The 15,914-nt window shown below is 72.0% G+C and carries 13 protein-coding genes and 1 riboswitch; of the genes, 8 read left to right on the top strand and 5 right to left on the bottom strand.

The genetic code is table 11. The annotated features are described in order from the left end of the window. Positions 1–143: 143 nt before the first annotated feature. Both GON04_RS00860 and GON04_RS00855 read left to right on the top strand, forming a co-directional pair. Complete coding sequence (locus GON04_RS00860) at positions 144–1,157, top strand: glycosyltransferase family 2 protein (RefSeq protein ID WP_458334851.1); 1,014 nt, start codon at positions 144–146, stop codon at positions 1,155–1,157. Next, positions 1,154–2,695, top strand: coding sequence for a glycosyltransferase family 39 protein (locus tag GON04_RS00855; protein WP_157396109.1), 1,542 nt, complete (start codon positions 1,154–1,156; stop codon positions 2,693–2,695). Before GON04_RS00860 ends, GON04_RS00855 begins: the two co-directional genes overlap by 4 nt. Here the strand turns inward: GON04_RS00855 and GON04_RS00850 are convergent. Beyond that, positions 2,640–3,047 carry a GtrA family protein gene (locus GON04_RS00850; protein WP_157396108.1) on the bottom strand — a complete coding sequence of 136 codons (408 nt, stop codon included), beginning with the start codon at positions 3,045–3,047 and terminating at the stop codon, positions 2,640–2,642. The genes GON04_RS00855 and GON04_RS00850 overlap by 56 nt on opposite strands. Before the next feature lie 6 nt (positions 3,048–3,053). On the opposite strand from GON04_RS00850, the gene GON04_RS00845 reads away from it, so the two are divergent. After that, positions 3,054–3,869 (top strand): ChbG/HpnK family deacetylase, encoded by an 816-nt coding sequence (locus GON04_RS00845; protein ID WP_198349178.1) that lies wholly within the window; start codon positions 3,054–3,056, stop codon positions 3,867–3,869. Between the two features lie 43 nt (positions 3,870–3,912). On the opposite strand, the gene GON04_RS26990 is transcribed toward GON04_RS00845, so the two are convergent. Both GON04_RS26990 and metH read right to left on the bottom strand, forming a co-directional pair. Further along, positions 3,913–4,359 (bottom strand): glycine zipper 2TM domain-containing protein, encoded by a 447-nt coding sequence (locus tag GON04_RS26990; protein WP_157396106.1) that lies wholly within the window; start codon positions 4,357–4,359, stop codon positions 3,913–3,915. A gap of 76 nt (positions 4,360–4,435) precedes the next feature. Next, positions 4,436–7,159: a methionine synthase gene (gene metH / locus GON04_RS00835; RefSeq protein ID WP_157396105.1), complete on the bottom strand. Its 2,724-nt coding sequence runs from the start codon at positions 7,157–7,159 to the stop codon at positions 4,436–4,438. Between the two features lie 39 nt (positions 7,160–7,198). Then, positions 7,199–7,273: riboswitch (S-adenosyl-L-homocysteine riboswitch) on the bottom strand. 178 nt (positions 7,274–7,451) lie between these two features. On the opposite strand from metH, the gene GON04_RS00830 reads away from it, so the two are divergent. Then, positions 7,452–8,435: a Bug family tripartite tricarboxylate transporter substrate binding protein gene (locus tag GON04_RS00830; protein WP_157396104.1), complete on the top strand. Its 984-nt coding sequence runs from the start codon at positions 7,452–7,454 to the stop codon at positions 8,433–8,435. 28 nt (positions 8,436–8,463) lie between these two features. Here the strand turns inward: GON04_RS00830 and GON04_RS00825 are convergent, their stop codons facing one another. Continuing rightward, the gene (locus GON04_RS00825; RefSeq protein WP_157396103.1) at positions 8,464–9,510 is read right to left on the bottom strand and encodes a homocysteine S-methyltransferase family protein; all 1,047 of its coding nucleotides are present in this window, start codon (positions 9,508–9,510) and stop codon (positions 8,464–8,466) included. A 93-nt stretch (positions 9,511–9,603) separates the two neighbouring features. On the opposite strand from GON04_RS00825, the gene recQ reads away from it, so the two are divergent. Beyond that, on the top strand, positions 9,604–11,454 hold the full coding sequence (gene recQ / locus GON04_RS00820; RefSeq protein WP_370530006.1) for a DNA helicase RecQ: 1,851 nt from the start codon (positions 9,604–9,606) through the stop codon (positions 11,452–11,454). A gap of 15 nt (positions 11,455–11,469) precedes the next feature. Here the strand turns inward: recQ and GON04_RS00815 are convergent, their stop codons facing one another. Beyond that, positions 11,470–13,764, bottom strand: coding sequence for an ATP-binding protein (locus GON04_RS00815; protein WP_157396102.1), 2,295 nt, complete (start codon positions 13,762–13,764; stop codon positions 11,470–11,472). A 158-nt stretch (positions 13,765–13,922) separates the two neighbouring features. Here GON04_RS00815 and GON04_RS00810 point away from each other — a divergent pair, with 158 nt between their 5' ends. From GON04_RS00810 to GON04_RS26510, 3 genes are all read left to right on the top strand, one after another. Beyond that, positions 13,923–15,122, top strand: coding sequence for a threonine ammonia-lyase (locus GON04_RS00810; protein ID WP_157396101.1), 1,200 nt, complete (start codon positions 13,923–13,925; stop codon positions 15,120–15,122). Between the two features lie 26 nt (positions 15,123–15,148). Then, positions 15,149–15,553 carry a PaaI family thioesterase gene (locus GON04_RS00805; protein ID WP_157396100.1) on the top strand — a complete coding sequence of 135 codons (405 nt, stop codon included), beginning with the start codon at positions 15,149–15,151 and terminating at the stop codon, positions 15,551–15,553. Between the two features lie 66 nt (positions 15,554–15,619). Then, on the top strand, positions 15,620–15,772 hold the full coding sequence (locus tag GON04_RS26510; RefSeq protein WP_181653566.1) for a hypothetical protein: 153 nt from the start codon (positions 15,620–15,622) through the stop codon (positions 15,770–15,772). Positions 15,773–15,914 lie beyond the last annotated feature (142 nt).

The raw sequence follows: 15,914 nt of genomic DNA, 5'->3' as shown, positions 1-15,914 counted from the left end.
AGGTACCCTGCGGTGCTTGCTGCTTTGCTGAGCAGGCCGCGCTGTGCCCGGTGCATAGCGGTACTGCCCGACTGGAAGCCCCTGTGAACGACCAAGACACCCTGCTGGAACGACCCCCGCTGGCGCCGGGCGCCGAACGGCGCCTGCCGGCGTCGCAGCGCCCGTCCGCCACCACCGCCGCCAACCTCGTCGCCGTACCCAAGCGCAACGCGCGCCCCAGCCTGTCGCTGGTGCTGCCGTGCCGCAACGAGGCCCGCAACCTGGAGACCCTGCTGCCGCTGCTGCTGGCGCGCCTGGGCAAGCTGGTCGACCACTGGGAAGTGGTGCTGGTCGACGACGGCAGCACCGACGACACGGTCGAGGTCATGCGCCGCTGGTCGGCCTGTCCCGGGTTCACCGCCGTGCAGCTGTCGCGTAACTTCGGCAAGGAAGCCGCACTCACGGCCGGGCTGCGCCAGGCCCATGGCGAGGTCGTGATCAGCATGGACGCCGACCTGCAGCACCCGCCGCGGCTGCTGGAGGACATGCTGGCCCACTGGCGCGACGGCGCCGACGTGGTCTATGCCGTCAAGGCCAACCGGGCCGACGAGGGCCCGGTCAAGCGCTGGGGGTCGCGCGCCTTCTACCGCCTGCTCAACGCCTTCGAGCGCTTCGAGGTGCCGGCCGACGGCGGCGACTTCCGCCTGATGGACCGCGCCGTCGTCGACGCCCTGCTGGCGCTGCCCGAGCGCAACCGCTTCATGAAGGGCCTGTACGCCTGGGTCGGCTTCCACGCCGTGCCCCTGCCCTACCTGCCCGAGGACCGGGTCCACGGCCACAGCCACTTCCGCTTCCGCCAGCTGCTGGGGCTGTCGCTCGACGGCCTGACCGCCTTCACCACCTGGCCGCTGCGGCTGGCCACGGTGTGCGGCATCATCGTCGCCCTGGCCGCCCTGGTCTACGGCGGTGCGGTCGCGGTCAGCTACCTGCTGTGGGGCAACCCGGTGTCCGGCTGGACCACCATCGTGGTCGGCCTGGCTGCGCTGATGGGCATCCAGATGATCCTGCTGGGGATCATGGGCGAGTACATCGGCCGCATCTTCGAGGAGGTCAAGGGCCGCCCGATCTACGTCGTCAAGGATGTCCTGGGCCACGGCCTGAAGGCACCCGGCGGATGACGCCGGCCCGCTGGCGCCGGCCCGCCGGCGTGCCGCTGCTGCTGGCGGCGTTCGCCTGGCTCGCCTGCACCGCCTGGCTGCGGCCGCTGGCCCTGCCCGACGAGGGCCGCTACATCGGCGTGGCCTGGGAGATGGTGCGCTCGGGCGACTGGATCACGCCCACCCTCAACGGCCTGCCCTACTTCCACAAGCCGCCCCTGTTCTACTGGCTCACCGCGGGTGCGCTGTCGCTGGCCGGCAACGTGGCCTGGGCCGGCCGCATCGCGCCCTGGGCCGGCGCCTGCCTGCTGGTGGGGTCGGCCTACCTGTTCGGGCGCCGCTGGCTGGGCGAACGGGGCGCCTTCCACTGGTTGCTGGTGCTGCTGACGCTGCCGCTGGTGTTCGTGGCGGCGCAGTACGCCAACCTCGACATGCTGGTGGCCGGCTGCATCACGGCCTGCATCCTGGCCTTCGCGCAGGCGGCGCTGCTCGAGCCGGGCGCGCCGGGACGGCGCCAGGCGCTGCTGGCCGGCTACGCGTTCGCCGCCCTGGGGGTGCTGGCCAAGGGCCTGATCGGCATCGTGCTGCCCGGGATGGTGCTGGTGGTCTGGCTGGTGGTGGCCGGGCGGCCGCTGCAGCTGCTGCGCCTGCTCTGGCTGCCGGGGCTGCTGCTGTTCCTGGCGCTGGCCGCGCCCTGGTTCCTGGCCATGCAGGCCCGCTTCGCCGAATTCGCGCACTACTTCTTCGTCGTCCAGCACTTCGGCCGCTACACCACCGAAGGCTTCAACAACGCCCGCCCGTTCTGGTTCTTCCCCGCCGTGCTGGCGCTGCTGGGGCTGCCCTGGTCGGCCTGGCTGGCCACGCGCCGTCCGGCCGCCGCCACCGAGGTGGAACCGGCGCTGCGCCGCCTGATGTGGGTCTGGCTGGCGGTCATCGTGGGCTTCTTCTCGCTGCCCAACTCCAAGCTGGTCGGCTACGTGCTGCCGGCGGCGGCGCCGTTCGCCTTCCTGCTGGCGCAGCGCTGGCAGGCCCGCCGCGATGCCCCGGGCTGGCCGGGCCGGCTGGCGCGCGCCACCGCGCCGCTGGCGGCCGTGCTGTGCCTGGCGGGCGTGGTCGCCGCCGCCTTCCAGGTGCCCAAGAGCAGCAGCCCGCTGGCCGCGGCCATCGCCGCCCGGCCGCCGCAGCCGGTCGCCTTCGTCGAGGGCTACTACTTCGACCTGCCGTTCTACGCCCGCCTGCGCCAGCCGGTGCCGGTGCTCGATCGCTGGGACGACCCCCGGACCACGGCGCGCGACAACTGGCGCCGCGAGCTGGCCGACGCGGGCGCCTTCGCGCCGCAGGCGGTGGCCGAGCGCCTGGTGCTGCCGGCCGTGCTCGGCCAGCCGGGCAACTGCCCGGGCGGCCGCAGCTGGCTGGTCGGCCCGGCCGACCTGGGCAAGCGCTGGCCGCTGCTGGCGGCCGCGCAGCCGGTGGCAGCGAGCCGCGAGGTGGCCCTGTGGGAGCTCAGGGACTGGGCGGCGACGCCGGCGGCCTGTGCCGGAACGCCCAGGCCGAACTGAGCACGTAGGTCATGACCGCCACGCCGACCAGCACCAGCGCCAGCGCGACGTCGTACCGCACCGGCGCCAGCCGCAGCAGCAGCGCGTACGCCGCCTCGTTGACGGCGAAGCCGGCCGCCGACAGGGCGAAGAAACGCGGGGCCGCATGCCGCACCGGCGCCGCGCGGTCGCCGAACGTGAACCGGTGCTGGCCGGCGAACGACACCAGGAAGGCCACCAGCCAGCCGGCCACGTTGGCCGCCAGCGGCGGCGCCAGCCCCGCCTCCACCACCGCCACCACCACCGCGAAATGGACGGCGGCGGCGGTGGCGCCGACGGCGACGAAGGTGGCCAGGCGGCGCAGCGGCTTCATGCCGGAATGAAGCCGGCCATGCGGCGGATCGTGCTGTGCATCGACGACTATGCGCTGCGCCCGGGCGTGGACGCCGCGGTGCTGGAGCTGGCGGCGCGCGGACTGGCCTCGGCCACCAGCTGCCTGGTGGGCAGCCCGCGCTGGCCGGCGGCGGCAGCGGCCCTGCGCGCGGCCGACACCAGCCGGCTCGACGTCGGGCTGCACCTGGACTTCACCGAGGCGCCGTTCGACGGCTCGCTGCGGCATGGACTGGGCGACTTCATCACCCGAGCGTACCTCCACCGGCTGCCGGCCCAGCGGCTGGCGGCCGAGATCCGGGCCCAGTTCGATGCCTTCGAGCAGGCCATGGGGCGGGCGCCCGACCATGTCGACGGCCACCAGCACGTGCACCAGCTGCCCGGGGTGCGCGAGCGGGTGCTGGAGGAGCTGGCGCGGCGCGGCCATGCGCGCTGCTGGTTGCGCGGCACCGCGGTGCCGGCCGGCGAGGCGGGCCTGAAGCCGCGCCTGATCGCGGCCCTGGGCGGCCCCGCGCTGCGGCGGCGGGCGCGGCGCCAGGGCGCGCGCACCAGCGGCCACCTGCTGGGCGTGTACGACTTCGGCGGCGACGCCGCGCGCTACCGCGCGCTGCTGGCCGGCTGGCTGGCGCGCGCGCAGGACGGTGACGTGCTGATGTGCCATCCGGCGCGCGCCGACGCCAGCGGTTCTGCCGGCGACCCGATCGCCAGCGCGCGCCTGACCGAATACGGCGTGCTGGCCCAGGACCTGCCGGCGCTGCTGGCCGCGGCCGGCTGCACGCTGGCGCCGCTGTTGCGCGCCACCTGAGGCCGGCGTTCCACGCCAGCGGCCCCCGCGCGCGGCGGCGCGATCAGAGGCTGGCCAGGCTCTTGCCCCGCACCTGGACCACCGCGCCGGTCTTCCAGGCCGGCGCCTGCTCCTGCTCGAAGGTGCGGACACTGCCGTCCTTCAGCTTCACCTTGGTGACCCAGACCTCCTTGGAGGTGACGTGCTTCTGCACTTCGTTGCCGACGAAGCCGCCGGCAACCGCGCCGCCCACCGTGGCCAGCGCCTTGCCGGTGCCGCCGCCGACCTGGTTGCCCAGCAGGCCGCCGGCCGCCGCGCCGGCGACGATGCCCACGGCACCGCCCTCGCCCTTGCGCTTTTCCTTGGTGACGGCCTGGACGGTGCCGCAGTCGCTGCAATGGGCCAGGGCGGCCTTGTGCTTGCCGGCTTCGCTCGCCTGGACCAGCGCGGGTGCACCGGCGGTGCACAGGGCCAGCAGCAGGGCGGCCAGGGTGGGGGGCTTGATGTTCATGGGGACTCCTTGTATCCCCTTAACGGCTGAGCTGGCCCGGCCGCGGACCGCCCGGCGGCGCCCGCCGTGGCGGATGTCACAGATTGGGCGCGAGCAGGCGTTCGAGCTGGGCCCGTTCGGCGCCGCGGCGGCGCACCTGGTCCTCCAGCTGGTCGGTCCCGATGCGGCCGACGTTGAAGTAGGTGCTGTCGGGATGGCTGAGGTAGAAGCCGCTGACGCTGGCCGCCGGGGTCATGGCCAGGCTCTCGGTCAGGCCCATGCCGACGTCCTGCGCCTGCAGCAGCTGGAACAGGTCGCCCTTGACGCTGTGGTCCGGGCAGGCCGGGTAGCCCGGGGCCGGCCGGATGCCGCGGTACTTCTCCGCCACCAGCTCGTCGACGCCGAGCTGCTCGCCGGCGGCGTAGCCCCACAGGTCCTTGCGCACCCGCTCGTGCAGGCATTCGGCGAAGGCTTCCGCCAGGCGGTCGGCCAGGGCCTTGAGCATGATGGCCGAGTAGTCGTCGTGGTCCTGCAGGAAGTACTGCTCCTTGGCCGCCGAGCCGATGCCCGCGGTCACCGCGAACGCGCCCACGTAGTCGTTGGCGACGCCGCGCGGGGCGACGAAGTCGGCCAGGGCCCGGCTCGGGCGCATGACGCCGTCGATGGCCTGCTTCTCGGTCTGCTGGCGCAGCCCGTACCAGGTCAGGGCCACCTGCTCGCGCGACTCGTCGGTGTACAGCTGGATGTCGTCGTCGTTGACGCTGTTGGCCGGCCAGAAGCCCATCACCGCGTTGGCGGTGAGCCAGCGCCCCTCGACCAGCCGCTTGAGCATGCGCTGGCCGTCGGACAGCACCCGCACCGCCTCGGCCCCCACCACCTCGTCCTTCAGGATGGCCGGGAACGCGCCGGCCAGGTCCCAGGTCTGGAAGAACGGGCCCCAGTCGATGTAGCGGGCCAGCTCGGCGAGGTCGAAGTTGCGGAACACCCGCCGGCCGATGAACTTGGGCGCCGGCGGCGTGTAGCCGCTCCAGTCGATGCGGGTCTTGTTGGCGCGCGCCTTGGCCAGCGGCCACAGCGGGGTCTGCTTCTTGGTCGCGTGCAGGTGGCGCACCTTCTCGTAGTCGGCCTGGATGTCGGCCAGGAACCTGGCCGCCTGGTCCGACAGCAGGTTCTGCGCCACGCCCACGCTGCGCGAGGCGTCCGGCACGTAGACCACCGGGCCCTCGTAGTGGGGCGCGATCTTCACCGCCGTGTGCACCCGGCTGGTGGTCGCGCCGCCGATCAGCAGCGGGATCTTCTTCAGGCGGAAGTGCTCGTCCTTCTGCATCTCGCTGGCGACGTACTGCATCTCCTCCAGCGACGGCGTGATCAGGCCGGACAGGCCGACGATGTCGGCGCCCTCGACCTTGGCGCGGGCCAGGATCTCGTGGCACGGGACCATCACGCCCATGTTCACGACCTCGAAGTTGTTGCACTGCAGGACCACCGTGACGATGTTCTTGCCGATGTCGTGCACGTCGCCCTTGACGGTGGCGATGACGATCTTGCCCTTGGCGCGCACGTCCTGGCCGGCCGCCTCCTGCTGCTTTTTCTCTTCCTCGATGTAGGGGATGAGGTGGGCAACGGCCTGCTTCATCACCCGGGCCGACTTGACCACCTGCGGCAGGAACATCTTGCCCTGGCCGAACAGGTCGCCGACGATGTTCATGCCGTCCATCAGCGGCCCCTCGATCACGTGCAGCGGGCGCCCGCCGCGCGCCAGCACCTCGCGGTACACCTCCTCGGTGTCGGCCACGATGTGCTCGGTGATGCCGTGTACCAGCGCGTGCGCCAGCCGCTCGCCCACCGGCAGCTGGCGCCACTCGTTGCGCTTGCCCTCGTCCCTGGCCGCGCCCTTGGCCTGCTCGGCCACCTCGACCAGCCGCTCGCCGGCGTCCGGGCGCCGGTTCAGCACCACGTCCTCGACCCGCTCACGCAGCTCGGGCTCGACGTCGTCGTACACGCCCACCATGCCGGCGTTGACGATGCCCATGTCCATCCCGGCCTGGATGGCGTGGTACAGGAACACGGTGTGGATGGCCTCGCGCACCGGGTCGTTGCCGCGGAACGAGAAGCTCACGTTCGACACCCCGCCGCTCACCTTGGCGCCGGGCAGGTTCTGCTTGATCCAGCGGGTGGCGTTGATGAAGTCGACCGCGTAGTTGTTGTGCTCCTCGATGCCGGTGGCGATGGCGAAGATGTTGGGGTCGAAGATGATGTCCTCGGGCGGGAAGCCGACCTCCTCGACCAGGATGCGGTAAGCCCGCCCGCAGATCTCGACCTTGCGCTCGAAGGTGTCGGCCTGGCCCTTCTCGTCGAACGCCATCACCACCGCGGCGGCGCCGTAGCGGCGCACCAGCCGGGCCTGGCGGCGGAACTCGGCCTCGCCTTCCTTCATCGAGATCGAGTTGACGATGCCCTTGCCCTGCAGGCAGCGCAGGCCGGCCTCGATCACCTCCCACTTGGAGCTGTCCACCATCACCGGCACCCGCGCGATGTCGGGCTCGCTGGCGATGAGGTTGAGGAAGCGCACCATGGCGGCCTTGCTGTCCAGCATGGCCTCGTCCATGTTGATGTCGATGACCTGGGCGCCGTTTTCCACCTGCTGCCGGGCCACGGCCAGGGCCTGCTCGTACTCGCCGGCCAGGATCAGCCGCGCGAAGGCCTTGGAGCCGGTGACGTTGGTGCGCTCGCCGACGTTGACGAACAGCGCCCCGGGCCCGATGGCGACCGGCTCCAGGCCGGCCAGCTTCAGGGGGGGAACGGAGGGTACTGCGGACATGGGGGGCTCACCTGGTCGTGGGGCCGGCTGCGGCCGGAAGCTAGGTGAGCGCCGTTGTGCATCCCAAGCCTGACGCGGCGGCTGGGCCGCCCCGCTGCAACGCTCCTTGGGATTCGCGATTTTAGCGGCCCATGCAGGCGCCGATCGGCTGCAAGGGGCTTGCGCGGCTGCCGCCCGGCCGCCGTGTCGCCAGCCCGGCCGCAAGCTGACGGGAGGCTGGCAGCCGGGGCCAGCCCGGCGCCATGCTGGCGACAAAATCGGGCGGTCGTTACACCCGTTCCCGGAGCCCCCCATGTCCCTCGTCCACCGCCGGCGCAGCCTGCTCGCCCTGGCCGCCGCGTCTGCCGCCGTCGCCGCGCTGCCGCTGCCGGCCGCGGCCCAGGCCGGCAACGCCATCCGCATCCTGGTGGGCTTCCCGCCCGGCGGCGGCACCGACGCCATCGCGCGCACCCTGGCCGAGAAGCTGAAGGACCTGCTCGGCCACCCGGTGGTGGTGGACAACCGCGCCGGCGCCGGCGGCCAGATCGCCGCCCAGGCCCTGAAGGCGGCGGCGCCGGACGGCACCACGCTGTTCCTCAGCCACGACCACACGGTGTCCATCCTGCCGCTGGTGACCAGGTCGCCCGGCTTCGACCCGGCCCGGGACTTCGTCGCCGTGGCCGGCTTCGCCACCTTCGTCAATGCGCTGGCGGTGTCCGGCGGCACGCCGGCCAGGACCATGCCCGAGTACCTGGCGTGGGTGCGTAGCCAGGGCGGCAAGGGCAACGTCGGCGTGCCCGCGCCGGCCTCGGTGCCCGAGTTCCTGGTCAAGCTGATCGGCCAGAAATACGGGCTCGACCTGCAGGCCGCGCCCTACCGCGGCAGCGCGCCGATGATCGCCGACATGCTGGGCAACCAGATCGGTGCCGGTGTCGGCTCGATTCCCGACTTCATCGAGAACCACAAGGCCGGCAAGCTGCGCGTGGTGGCGGTGATGGGCAACGCCCGCCAGGCCGCCGTGCCGGAGGCGCCCACCTTCGCCGAACTGGGCCTGGCCGGCTTCGAGGACGTGCCCTACTACGGCCTGTTCGCGCCCGCCGGCACGCCGCAGGCGGCGATCGACCGCATCGGCGAGGCCCTGTCCAAGGTGGTGGCGATGGCCGACGTGCGCGAGAAGCTCACGGCCATGGGGCTGGCGGTCGGCTACATGCCGCAGCAGCAGCTGGCCAGCCGCGAACGCGCCTACACCCAGGCCTGGGCGAAGATCATCAAGACCAGCGGCTACCAGCCGCAGTGAGGCGCGCCGCCGGCCCGGCGGCCAGCGCTCAGGCCGCTTCGCGGTAGAAGAACGCGCGCTGGCGGCTGCGCGCCGGCAGCGGCTGCACCGCCTCGCGGATCGCGCCGATGTGGTCGGGCGTGGTGCCGCAGCAGCCGCCGACGATGTTCACCAGCCCCTCGGCGGCGAAGTCGTGCAGCAGGCGCGAGGTGACCTCGGGCGTCTCGTCGAAGCCGGTCTCGCTCATCGGGTTGGGCAGGCCGGCGTTCGGGTAGCAGCTGATGAAGGTGTCGGGCGCCGCCTTGCCCAGCTCCTGGATGTAGGGCCGCATCAGCGCCGCGCCGAGGGCGCAGTTCAGGCCGATGGCCAGCGGCTGGGCGTGGCGCACGCTGTACCAGAAGGCGGTGACGGTCTGGCCGCTCAGGATGCGGCCGGAGGCATCGGTGACGGTGCCGCTGATGATGAGAGGCAGCCGCTCGCCGGTCTGCTCGAACACCTCGTCGATCGCGAACAGCGCCGCCTTGGCGTTGAGCGTGTCGAAGATGGTCTCCACCAGCAGCAGGTCGGCGCCACCTTCGAGCAGGCCCTCGACCTGCTCGTGGTAGGCCGCGCGCAGCTGCTCGAAGTCGACGTTGCGCGCGCCCGGGTCGTTGACGTCCGGGCTGATGCTGGCGGTGCGCGGCGTCGGGCCGAGCGCGCCGGCGACGAAGCGCGGCTTGTCGGGCGTGGAGAACTTGTCGGCCGCCTGCCGCGCCAGCCGGGTGGCGGCCACGTTCATCTCGCGCGCCAGCGGGCCCAGGCCGTAGTCGTCCTGCGCGATGGTGTTGGCGCCGAAGGTGTTGGTCTCGATGATGTCGGCGCCGGCCGCCAGGTAGCCCTCGTGGATGTCGCGGATGACATCGGGGCGGGTGAGCACCAGCACGTCGCTGTTGTTCTTCAGGTCCTTGGCGTGGCCCTGGAAGCGCGCGCCGCGGTAGTCGGCCTCGGTCAGCTTGAAGCGCTGGATCATGGTGCCCATCGCCCCATCCAGGATGAGGATGCGCTGGTCCAGCAGGTCCGGGAGGGCCTGGCCACGGGTGTAGGGGTGGGGCTTCATGGGGCGGAACGACGGCACGCGGCCGGGGAATCGGTGCACCGATTGTAGGGAGCGGGCGTTGCACCGAAGGCCAGCAGGGAGAATCGGGCCATCGTGTCCACCATCGCCTCGTCCATCCTCCAGCAAGTGTTCGGCTACGAGCGGTTCCGCGGACCGCAGGCCGACATCGTCGCCCACGTCATCGCCGGCGGCGACGCCCTGGTGCTCATGCCCACCGGCGGCGGCAAGTCGCTGTGCTACCAGGTGCCGGCCATCGCCCGCCAGCGCGCCGGCCAGGGCATCACCGTGGTCGTCTCGCCGCTGATCGCGCTGATGCACGACCAGGTCGGCGCCCTGCACGAGGCCGGCGTCGAGGCCGCCTTCCTCAACTCCTCGCTCACCTTCGAGGAAGCCCAGGCGGTCGAGCGGCGGCTGGCACGCGGCGAGATCACGCTGCTGTACGCGGCGCCCGAGCGCTTGACGACGCCGCGCTTCCAGGCCCTGCTCGACGGCCTGCAGGCGCGCGGCCAGCTGGCCCTGTTCGCGATCGACGAGGCGCATTGCGTCAGCCAGTGGGGCCACGACTTCCGGCCCGAGTACCGCGGCCTGTCGGTGCTGCACGAGCGCTTCCCGGGCGTTCCGCGCATCGCGCTCACCGCCACCGCCGACGCCCTCACCCGCGCCGACATCGTCGAGCGGCTGCAGCTGCAGCAGGCGCGCCAGTTCGTCAGCAGCTTCGACCGCCCCAACATCCGCTACCGCATCGTCGAGAAGAAGGAGCCCACCCAGCAGCTGCTGCGGTTCCTGGAGGCCGAGCACGAGGGCGACGCCGGCATCGTCTACTGCCAGTCGCGCAAGCGGGTCGAGGAGACCGCGCAGCTGCTGTGCGAGCGCGGCCTGGACGCCCTGCCCTACCACGCCGGCCTGGACGCCGCGGTGCGCCAGCGCAGCCAGGACCGCTTCCTGCGCGACGACGGCGTCGTCATGGTGGCCACCATCGCCTTCGGCATGGGCATCGACAAGCCCGACGTGCGCTTCGTGGCCCACCTGGACATGCCCAAGAACATCGAGGGCTACTACCAGGAGACCGGCCGCGCCGGGCGCGACGGCCTGCCCTCGCAGGCCTGGATGGCCTACGGCCTGCAGGACGTGGTGAACCAGCGCCGCATGATCGACGAGAGCCCGGCGGCCGACGAGTACAAGCAGGTGATGCGCGGCAAGCTCGATGCGCTGCTGGCGCTGGCCGAGGCGACCGACTGCCGGCGGGTGCGGCTGCTGGGCTACTTCGGCGAGCCGTCGACGCCCTGCGGCAACTGCGACAACTGCCTGGCGCCACCGCAGGTCTGGGACGGCACCGACGCGGCGCGCAAGCTGCTGTCCACCATCTACCGGGTGCAGCAAAAGAGCGGCATCGGTTTCGGCGCCGGCCACCTGATGGACATCCTGCGCGGCAAGGCGACCGACAAGGTGGCGCAGTTCGGCCACCAGGAGGTATCGACCTTCGGCATCGGCGCCGAGTTCAGCGAGGCGCAGCTGCGCGGCGTGCTGCGCCAGCTGATCGCCGTCGGCGCGCTGGCGGTCGATGCCGAGGCCTACAACACGCTGCGCCTGACCGACGGCTCGCGCGCCGTCCTCAAGGGCGAGCGCCAGGTGCTGCTGCGCGAATCGGTCTCGCAGGGCGGTGGCCGCACGCGCCGGGCCGGCACACGCGGCGCCGCGCCGGCGGCGGCCACCGGCCTGAACGACGCCGGCCAGGTCCGGTTCGCGGCGCTGAAGGCCTGGCGGGCCGAGGTGGCCAAGGCGCACAACCTGCCGGCCTATGTCATCTTCCACGACGCCACGCTGGCCGCCATCGCGGCGCTGGCGCCGCAGTCGGTGCAGGACCTGCAGGGCGTCAGCGGCATCGGCGCGCGCAAGCTCGAGGCCTACGGCGACGAGGTGCTGCGGGTGCTGGCGGCGGCCTGAGCGGACCGCGCCCGTTCAGGGCAGGAAACCGATGGCGCGCGCCTCGCGCACCTCGGGCTTGATGCGGTGCTCGGCCTCCAGCTGGTCGAGGAACTCGTCGGGCTCGAAGCCGGTGGCCAGGATCTCGCCCTGGCGCTTGACCGCCGCGAAGTCGCCCGGGCACAGCTGGTCGAGCCGGTGCAGGCGCGCGCGCAGCTCCGGCGTGAACCGGGCGGCGTCGCCGGCCAGCGCCTCGGTGACGAACATCGCCTCGCGCTGCACCGCCGTGAGCGGCTTGAAGCGGATCTTGAAGGTGAAGCGGCGCAGCGCCGCCTGGTCGATGCGGTCGAGCAGGTTGGTGGTGCAGATGAAGATGCCGGCGTGGCGCTCCATCTGCTGCAGCATCTCGTTGACCTCGGTCACTTCGTAGGTGCGCTGGGCGCCGCGCCGGTCCTGCAGGAAGCTGTCGGCCTCGTCCAGCAGCAGCACCGCCTTCTCGGCCTGGGCCTCGCGGAACATCGCCGCCATGTTCTGCTCGGTCTCGCCGACGAACTTGCTCACCAGGTCGCTGGCCTGCTTGACCAGCAGCGGACGGTCCAGGCGGCGGGCGATGTGTTCGGCCAGCGCCGTCTTGCCGGTGCCGGGGGCACCGTAGAAGCACAGCGTGCCGTGGCCGCGCGCCTTCAGCGCCTCGACGATGCGCGGCACCTCGAAGCGGCTCTCGACGTTCAGCATCGCCAGGTCGTAGGTGGTGACGCTGGGGCGCTGGCCGGCCGGTGCCCGGTTGCCCAGCGCCTGGTCGGCGTTGCGCAGCTGGCGCTCGATCAGGTCCTCGACCGGGGCCGGCCCGGCCGCCAGGCCGGCGAAGCGCACCGCGGTGCGGATCTGCGCCGGCGTCAGGCCCTTGCGCTCGGTGAGCTTGGCGACGAAGGCGTCGGACACCGGCACGCCCTCCAGCGTCTTGCGCACCAGGCCTTCGCGCGCGCCGGGCGGCGGCGACTTCAGCTCCAGGTGGTAGGCGAAGCGGCGCCGGAACGCCGGGTCGATCTGCTCGATGCGGTTGGTCACCCACAGCGTGGGCACCGGGTTGGTCTCCAGGATCTGGTTGACCCAGGCCTTGCCGCTCACGCTGCCGGTGGCCGGCGCCGCCACCTGCTCGGCGCGCGCCATCAGCTGCGCCGCTTCGCTGGAGATGGGCGGGAACACGTCCTCGACCTCGTCGAACAGCAGCGCCGCCTGCGCGCTGCCCTTGAGGAACACCTGGGCGATCTGCAGCGAGCGGTAGCGATCCCGGCCGCTCAAGGAATTGCCGTCGCGGTCGGCGTATTCGACCTCGAACAGCTCCAGCCCCGCGGCCTGCGCCACCACTTTGGCCAGCTCGGTCTTGCCGGTGCCGGGCGGGCCGTACAGCAGCACGTTGACGCCGGCCTCCTTGCGGTCGACGGCGTTGCGCAGCAGCGCGCACAGCACCTGGGCGTCTTCCTGCACGAAGCCGAAGTCGGCCAGCGCCAGCGCGCTCTTGGCGCAGGGACGGGTGAACACCGCCATCAGCTCGCTCTGGTCGCGGTATTCGCGCATCAGCACCGGCGGCAGCTTCTCGCTGACCTTCATCAGGTCGGCCAGGTCGGTGATGTTGTGCTCGGAGATCAGGTTCTCCACCAGCCCGATGCGTTCCAGCCGCGAGCCGGCGCGCAGCGCCTCGCCGACGTCGGCGGCGCTGACGCCGGCGATCTCGGCGATGGCGGCGTAGGCCTCGGGCGCGTTGTTCACCTTGAACTCGACGAGGATGCTGCGCAGGTCGCGCTGGTAGCGCGCCAGGGTGCCGTACAGCAGCAGGGCGCGCTCGGCGCGGTTGAGCTGGAGCAGGCCGGACAGGGCGTCGATGTTCTTCTCGACCAGGGTCGACTGCTTCTTCAGCGCATGCGTCAGCCAGTCGCCGGTGACGGTGAGCACCGACAGCAGGTCCTTGGGCTGGTCCTTCGCGTATTCGTCCAGGTAGAAGAACAGCGTGCCTTCCTCGTAGGGGCCGCGCCAGACGCCGTGCCGCTCCAGGAACTCGGGCGTGGACAGCCCTTCGTGGCCGCGCCAGAACTCGTTGTCCTTGCAACGCCGGCCCAGGAACTCGCGCAGGCGCGCCAGTGCCGGCGCCGGCCACACCAGATGGCGCCCGGCCAGCGCCAGCAGGCCATTGAGGTCGCGCCGCACGTTGAACTTGCCGCCCTGCTTGGCCGCCAGCGTCAGCACGAAGTGCGAACACATGAGGTCGAGCACCGGCGCGTCCCGCAGCCCCGGGGAGGGAAGCACCTGCGCATCGACGGTTCGCTTGGCCATGGGCGGCTCCGGGCAGTAGTCGCGTCCCGCCCCCGGGACGTCAGGGCCGACGATAACGCGCCTTTCGGTGCCGTGGGAAGGCGCTTGACCCGCGTGGCGTGGAAGTGCGCCGCTGGCTCGACGGCTGGCGGCCGCCCCACACACCCCACAATGGCCGCATGCTCCAACTCGCCGACATCCGGGCCGCGGCCCAGCGCCTGCAGGGCCAGGTGCTGCGCACGCCCTGCGTGGAATCGAAGACCCTGTCGCAACTGACCACGGCGCGGGTGTTCCTCAAGTTCGAGAACCTGCAGTTCACCGCCACCTTCAAGGAACGGGGGGCCTGCAACAAGCTGGTCCAGCTAAGCGACGAGGAGCGCCGGCGCGGCGTCATCGCCATGAGCGCCGGCAACCACGCCCAGGGCGTGGCCTACCACGCCCAGCGGCTGGGGTTGCGCGCCGTCATCGTGATGCCGCGCTTCACCCCGGGGGTGAAGGTGGAGGGGACGCGCAGCTTCGGCGCCCAGGTGGTGCTGCACGGCGACACGCTGGACGAGGCGCGTGCCCATGCCTTCGAGCTGGCCGAGCGCGAACAGCTGACCTTCGTCCATCCCTACGACGACGAGGCCATCGTCGCCGGCCAGGGCACGGCCGCGCTGGAGATGCTGGAGGACGTGCCCGAGCTCGACACGCTGGTGGTCTCGGTGGGCGGCGGCGGCCTGATCGCCGGCATGGCGGTGGCGGCCAAGGCGGTCAAGCCGGCGATCGAGGTGATCGGCGTGCAGACGCTGCGCTTTCCCAGCATGTACAACCTGCTCAAGCACGCCAGCCTGCCGCAGGGCCAGAGCACCATCGCCGAGGGCATCGCGGTCGGCACCCCGGGGCGGGTGCCGGCAGCGCTGATCGAGCGCCATGTCGACGACATCGTGCTGGTCGACGAGGGCGACGTCGAGGCCGCCATCGTGCTGCTGCTGGAGATCGAGAAGACGCTGGTCGAGGGCGCCGGCGCCGCCGGGCTGGCCGCGCTGATGAAGGACAAGGCGCGCTTTGCCGGCCGCACGGTCGGCCTGCTGCTGGGCGGCGGCAACATCGACCCGCTGCTGCTGGCGGCCATCATCGAGCGCGGCATGGTGCGCAACGGCCGGCTGGCGCGGGTGCGGGTGTGCGCGCGCGACGTGCCGGGCTCGCTGGCACGCATCACCGCCACCGTGGCCGAGGCCGGCGCCAACGTGAACGAGGTCCACCACCAGCGCGCCTTCACCATGCTGGCGGCGCAGAACGTCGAGATCGAGCTGGTGATCCAGACCCGCGGCCCCGAGCACATCGAGGCGGTGCTGCAGGCGCTGCGCGGGGCCGGCTTCCAGGCCGAAAGCCAGTAGACGGGCGCGGCCTATCATCGGCCGCCATGACACTCGACCAGCTGCAGGCGGCGCTGCCCGCCTACTTCGCGCCCTGGGTGCAGGCGCTGGGCCTGACGGCGCAGGCCTTCGACGCCGACAGCGTGACCCTGCGCCTGCCGGCCAGCGAGCAGCTGGCGCGCACCGGCGGCATGCTGTGCGGCCAGGCCATGCTGGCGGCGGCCGACACCGCGATGGTGCTGGCCCTGGTCAACCACTTCGGTGCCTTCCGCCCCTGCACCACGGTGCAGATGAACAGCAGCTTCCTGCGCCCGCTGGCCGGCCAGGACGCGCTGGTGCAGGCCCGGGTGCTGCGCGCCGGCAAGGCGCTGGCGTTCGGCGAGATCGACATCCGCGGCGCCCAGGACGGCAAGAGCGCCTGCCGGGCCAGCACGACCTACGCCCTGCTCTGAAGGCCGGGTCGCGGCGGGCCGCTAAAATTGCGGCCACCGACCCGTATCCACCGACCAGAGGAAGCCATGTCCAGCCCCGACACCCACCACAGCCACGGCGACGAACCCTACCAGCCCGACGGCGTGGAAGCCATCGTGCCGCTGATGCCGCTCGTGCTGCCGGTCGTCGGTGGCGTGCTGATGTTCCTGCTGGCGTTCATCGCCGTGTACATGGCCTGAACGAGCCATCCCCCCGTTTTCGCGAGGCCCGGACGGCGCAAGCCGTCCGGGCCTCGCCGTTTCTGGGCCTCCCACGGCTGGGCTTCAGGTTGCTCGGATGGGCCGCATAACCCCATGCAAGTTTTGCATGGAATTGGGGTCG

This window comes from Ramlibacter pinisoli (genome assembly GCF_009758015.1).
In the GTDB taxonomy this organism is placed as follows: domain Bacteria; phylum Pseudomonadota; class Gammaproteobacteria; order Burkholderiales; family Burkholderiaceae_C; genus Ramlibacter; species Ramlibacter pinisoli.
Note: the sequence above shows the minus strand (reverse complement) of the source record. Positions and strands in the feature narration are given on the sequence as shown.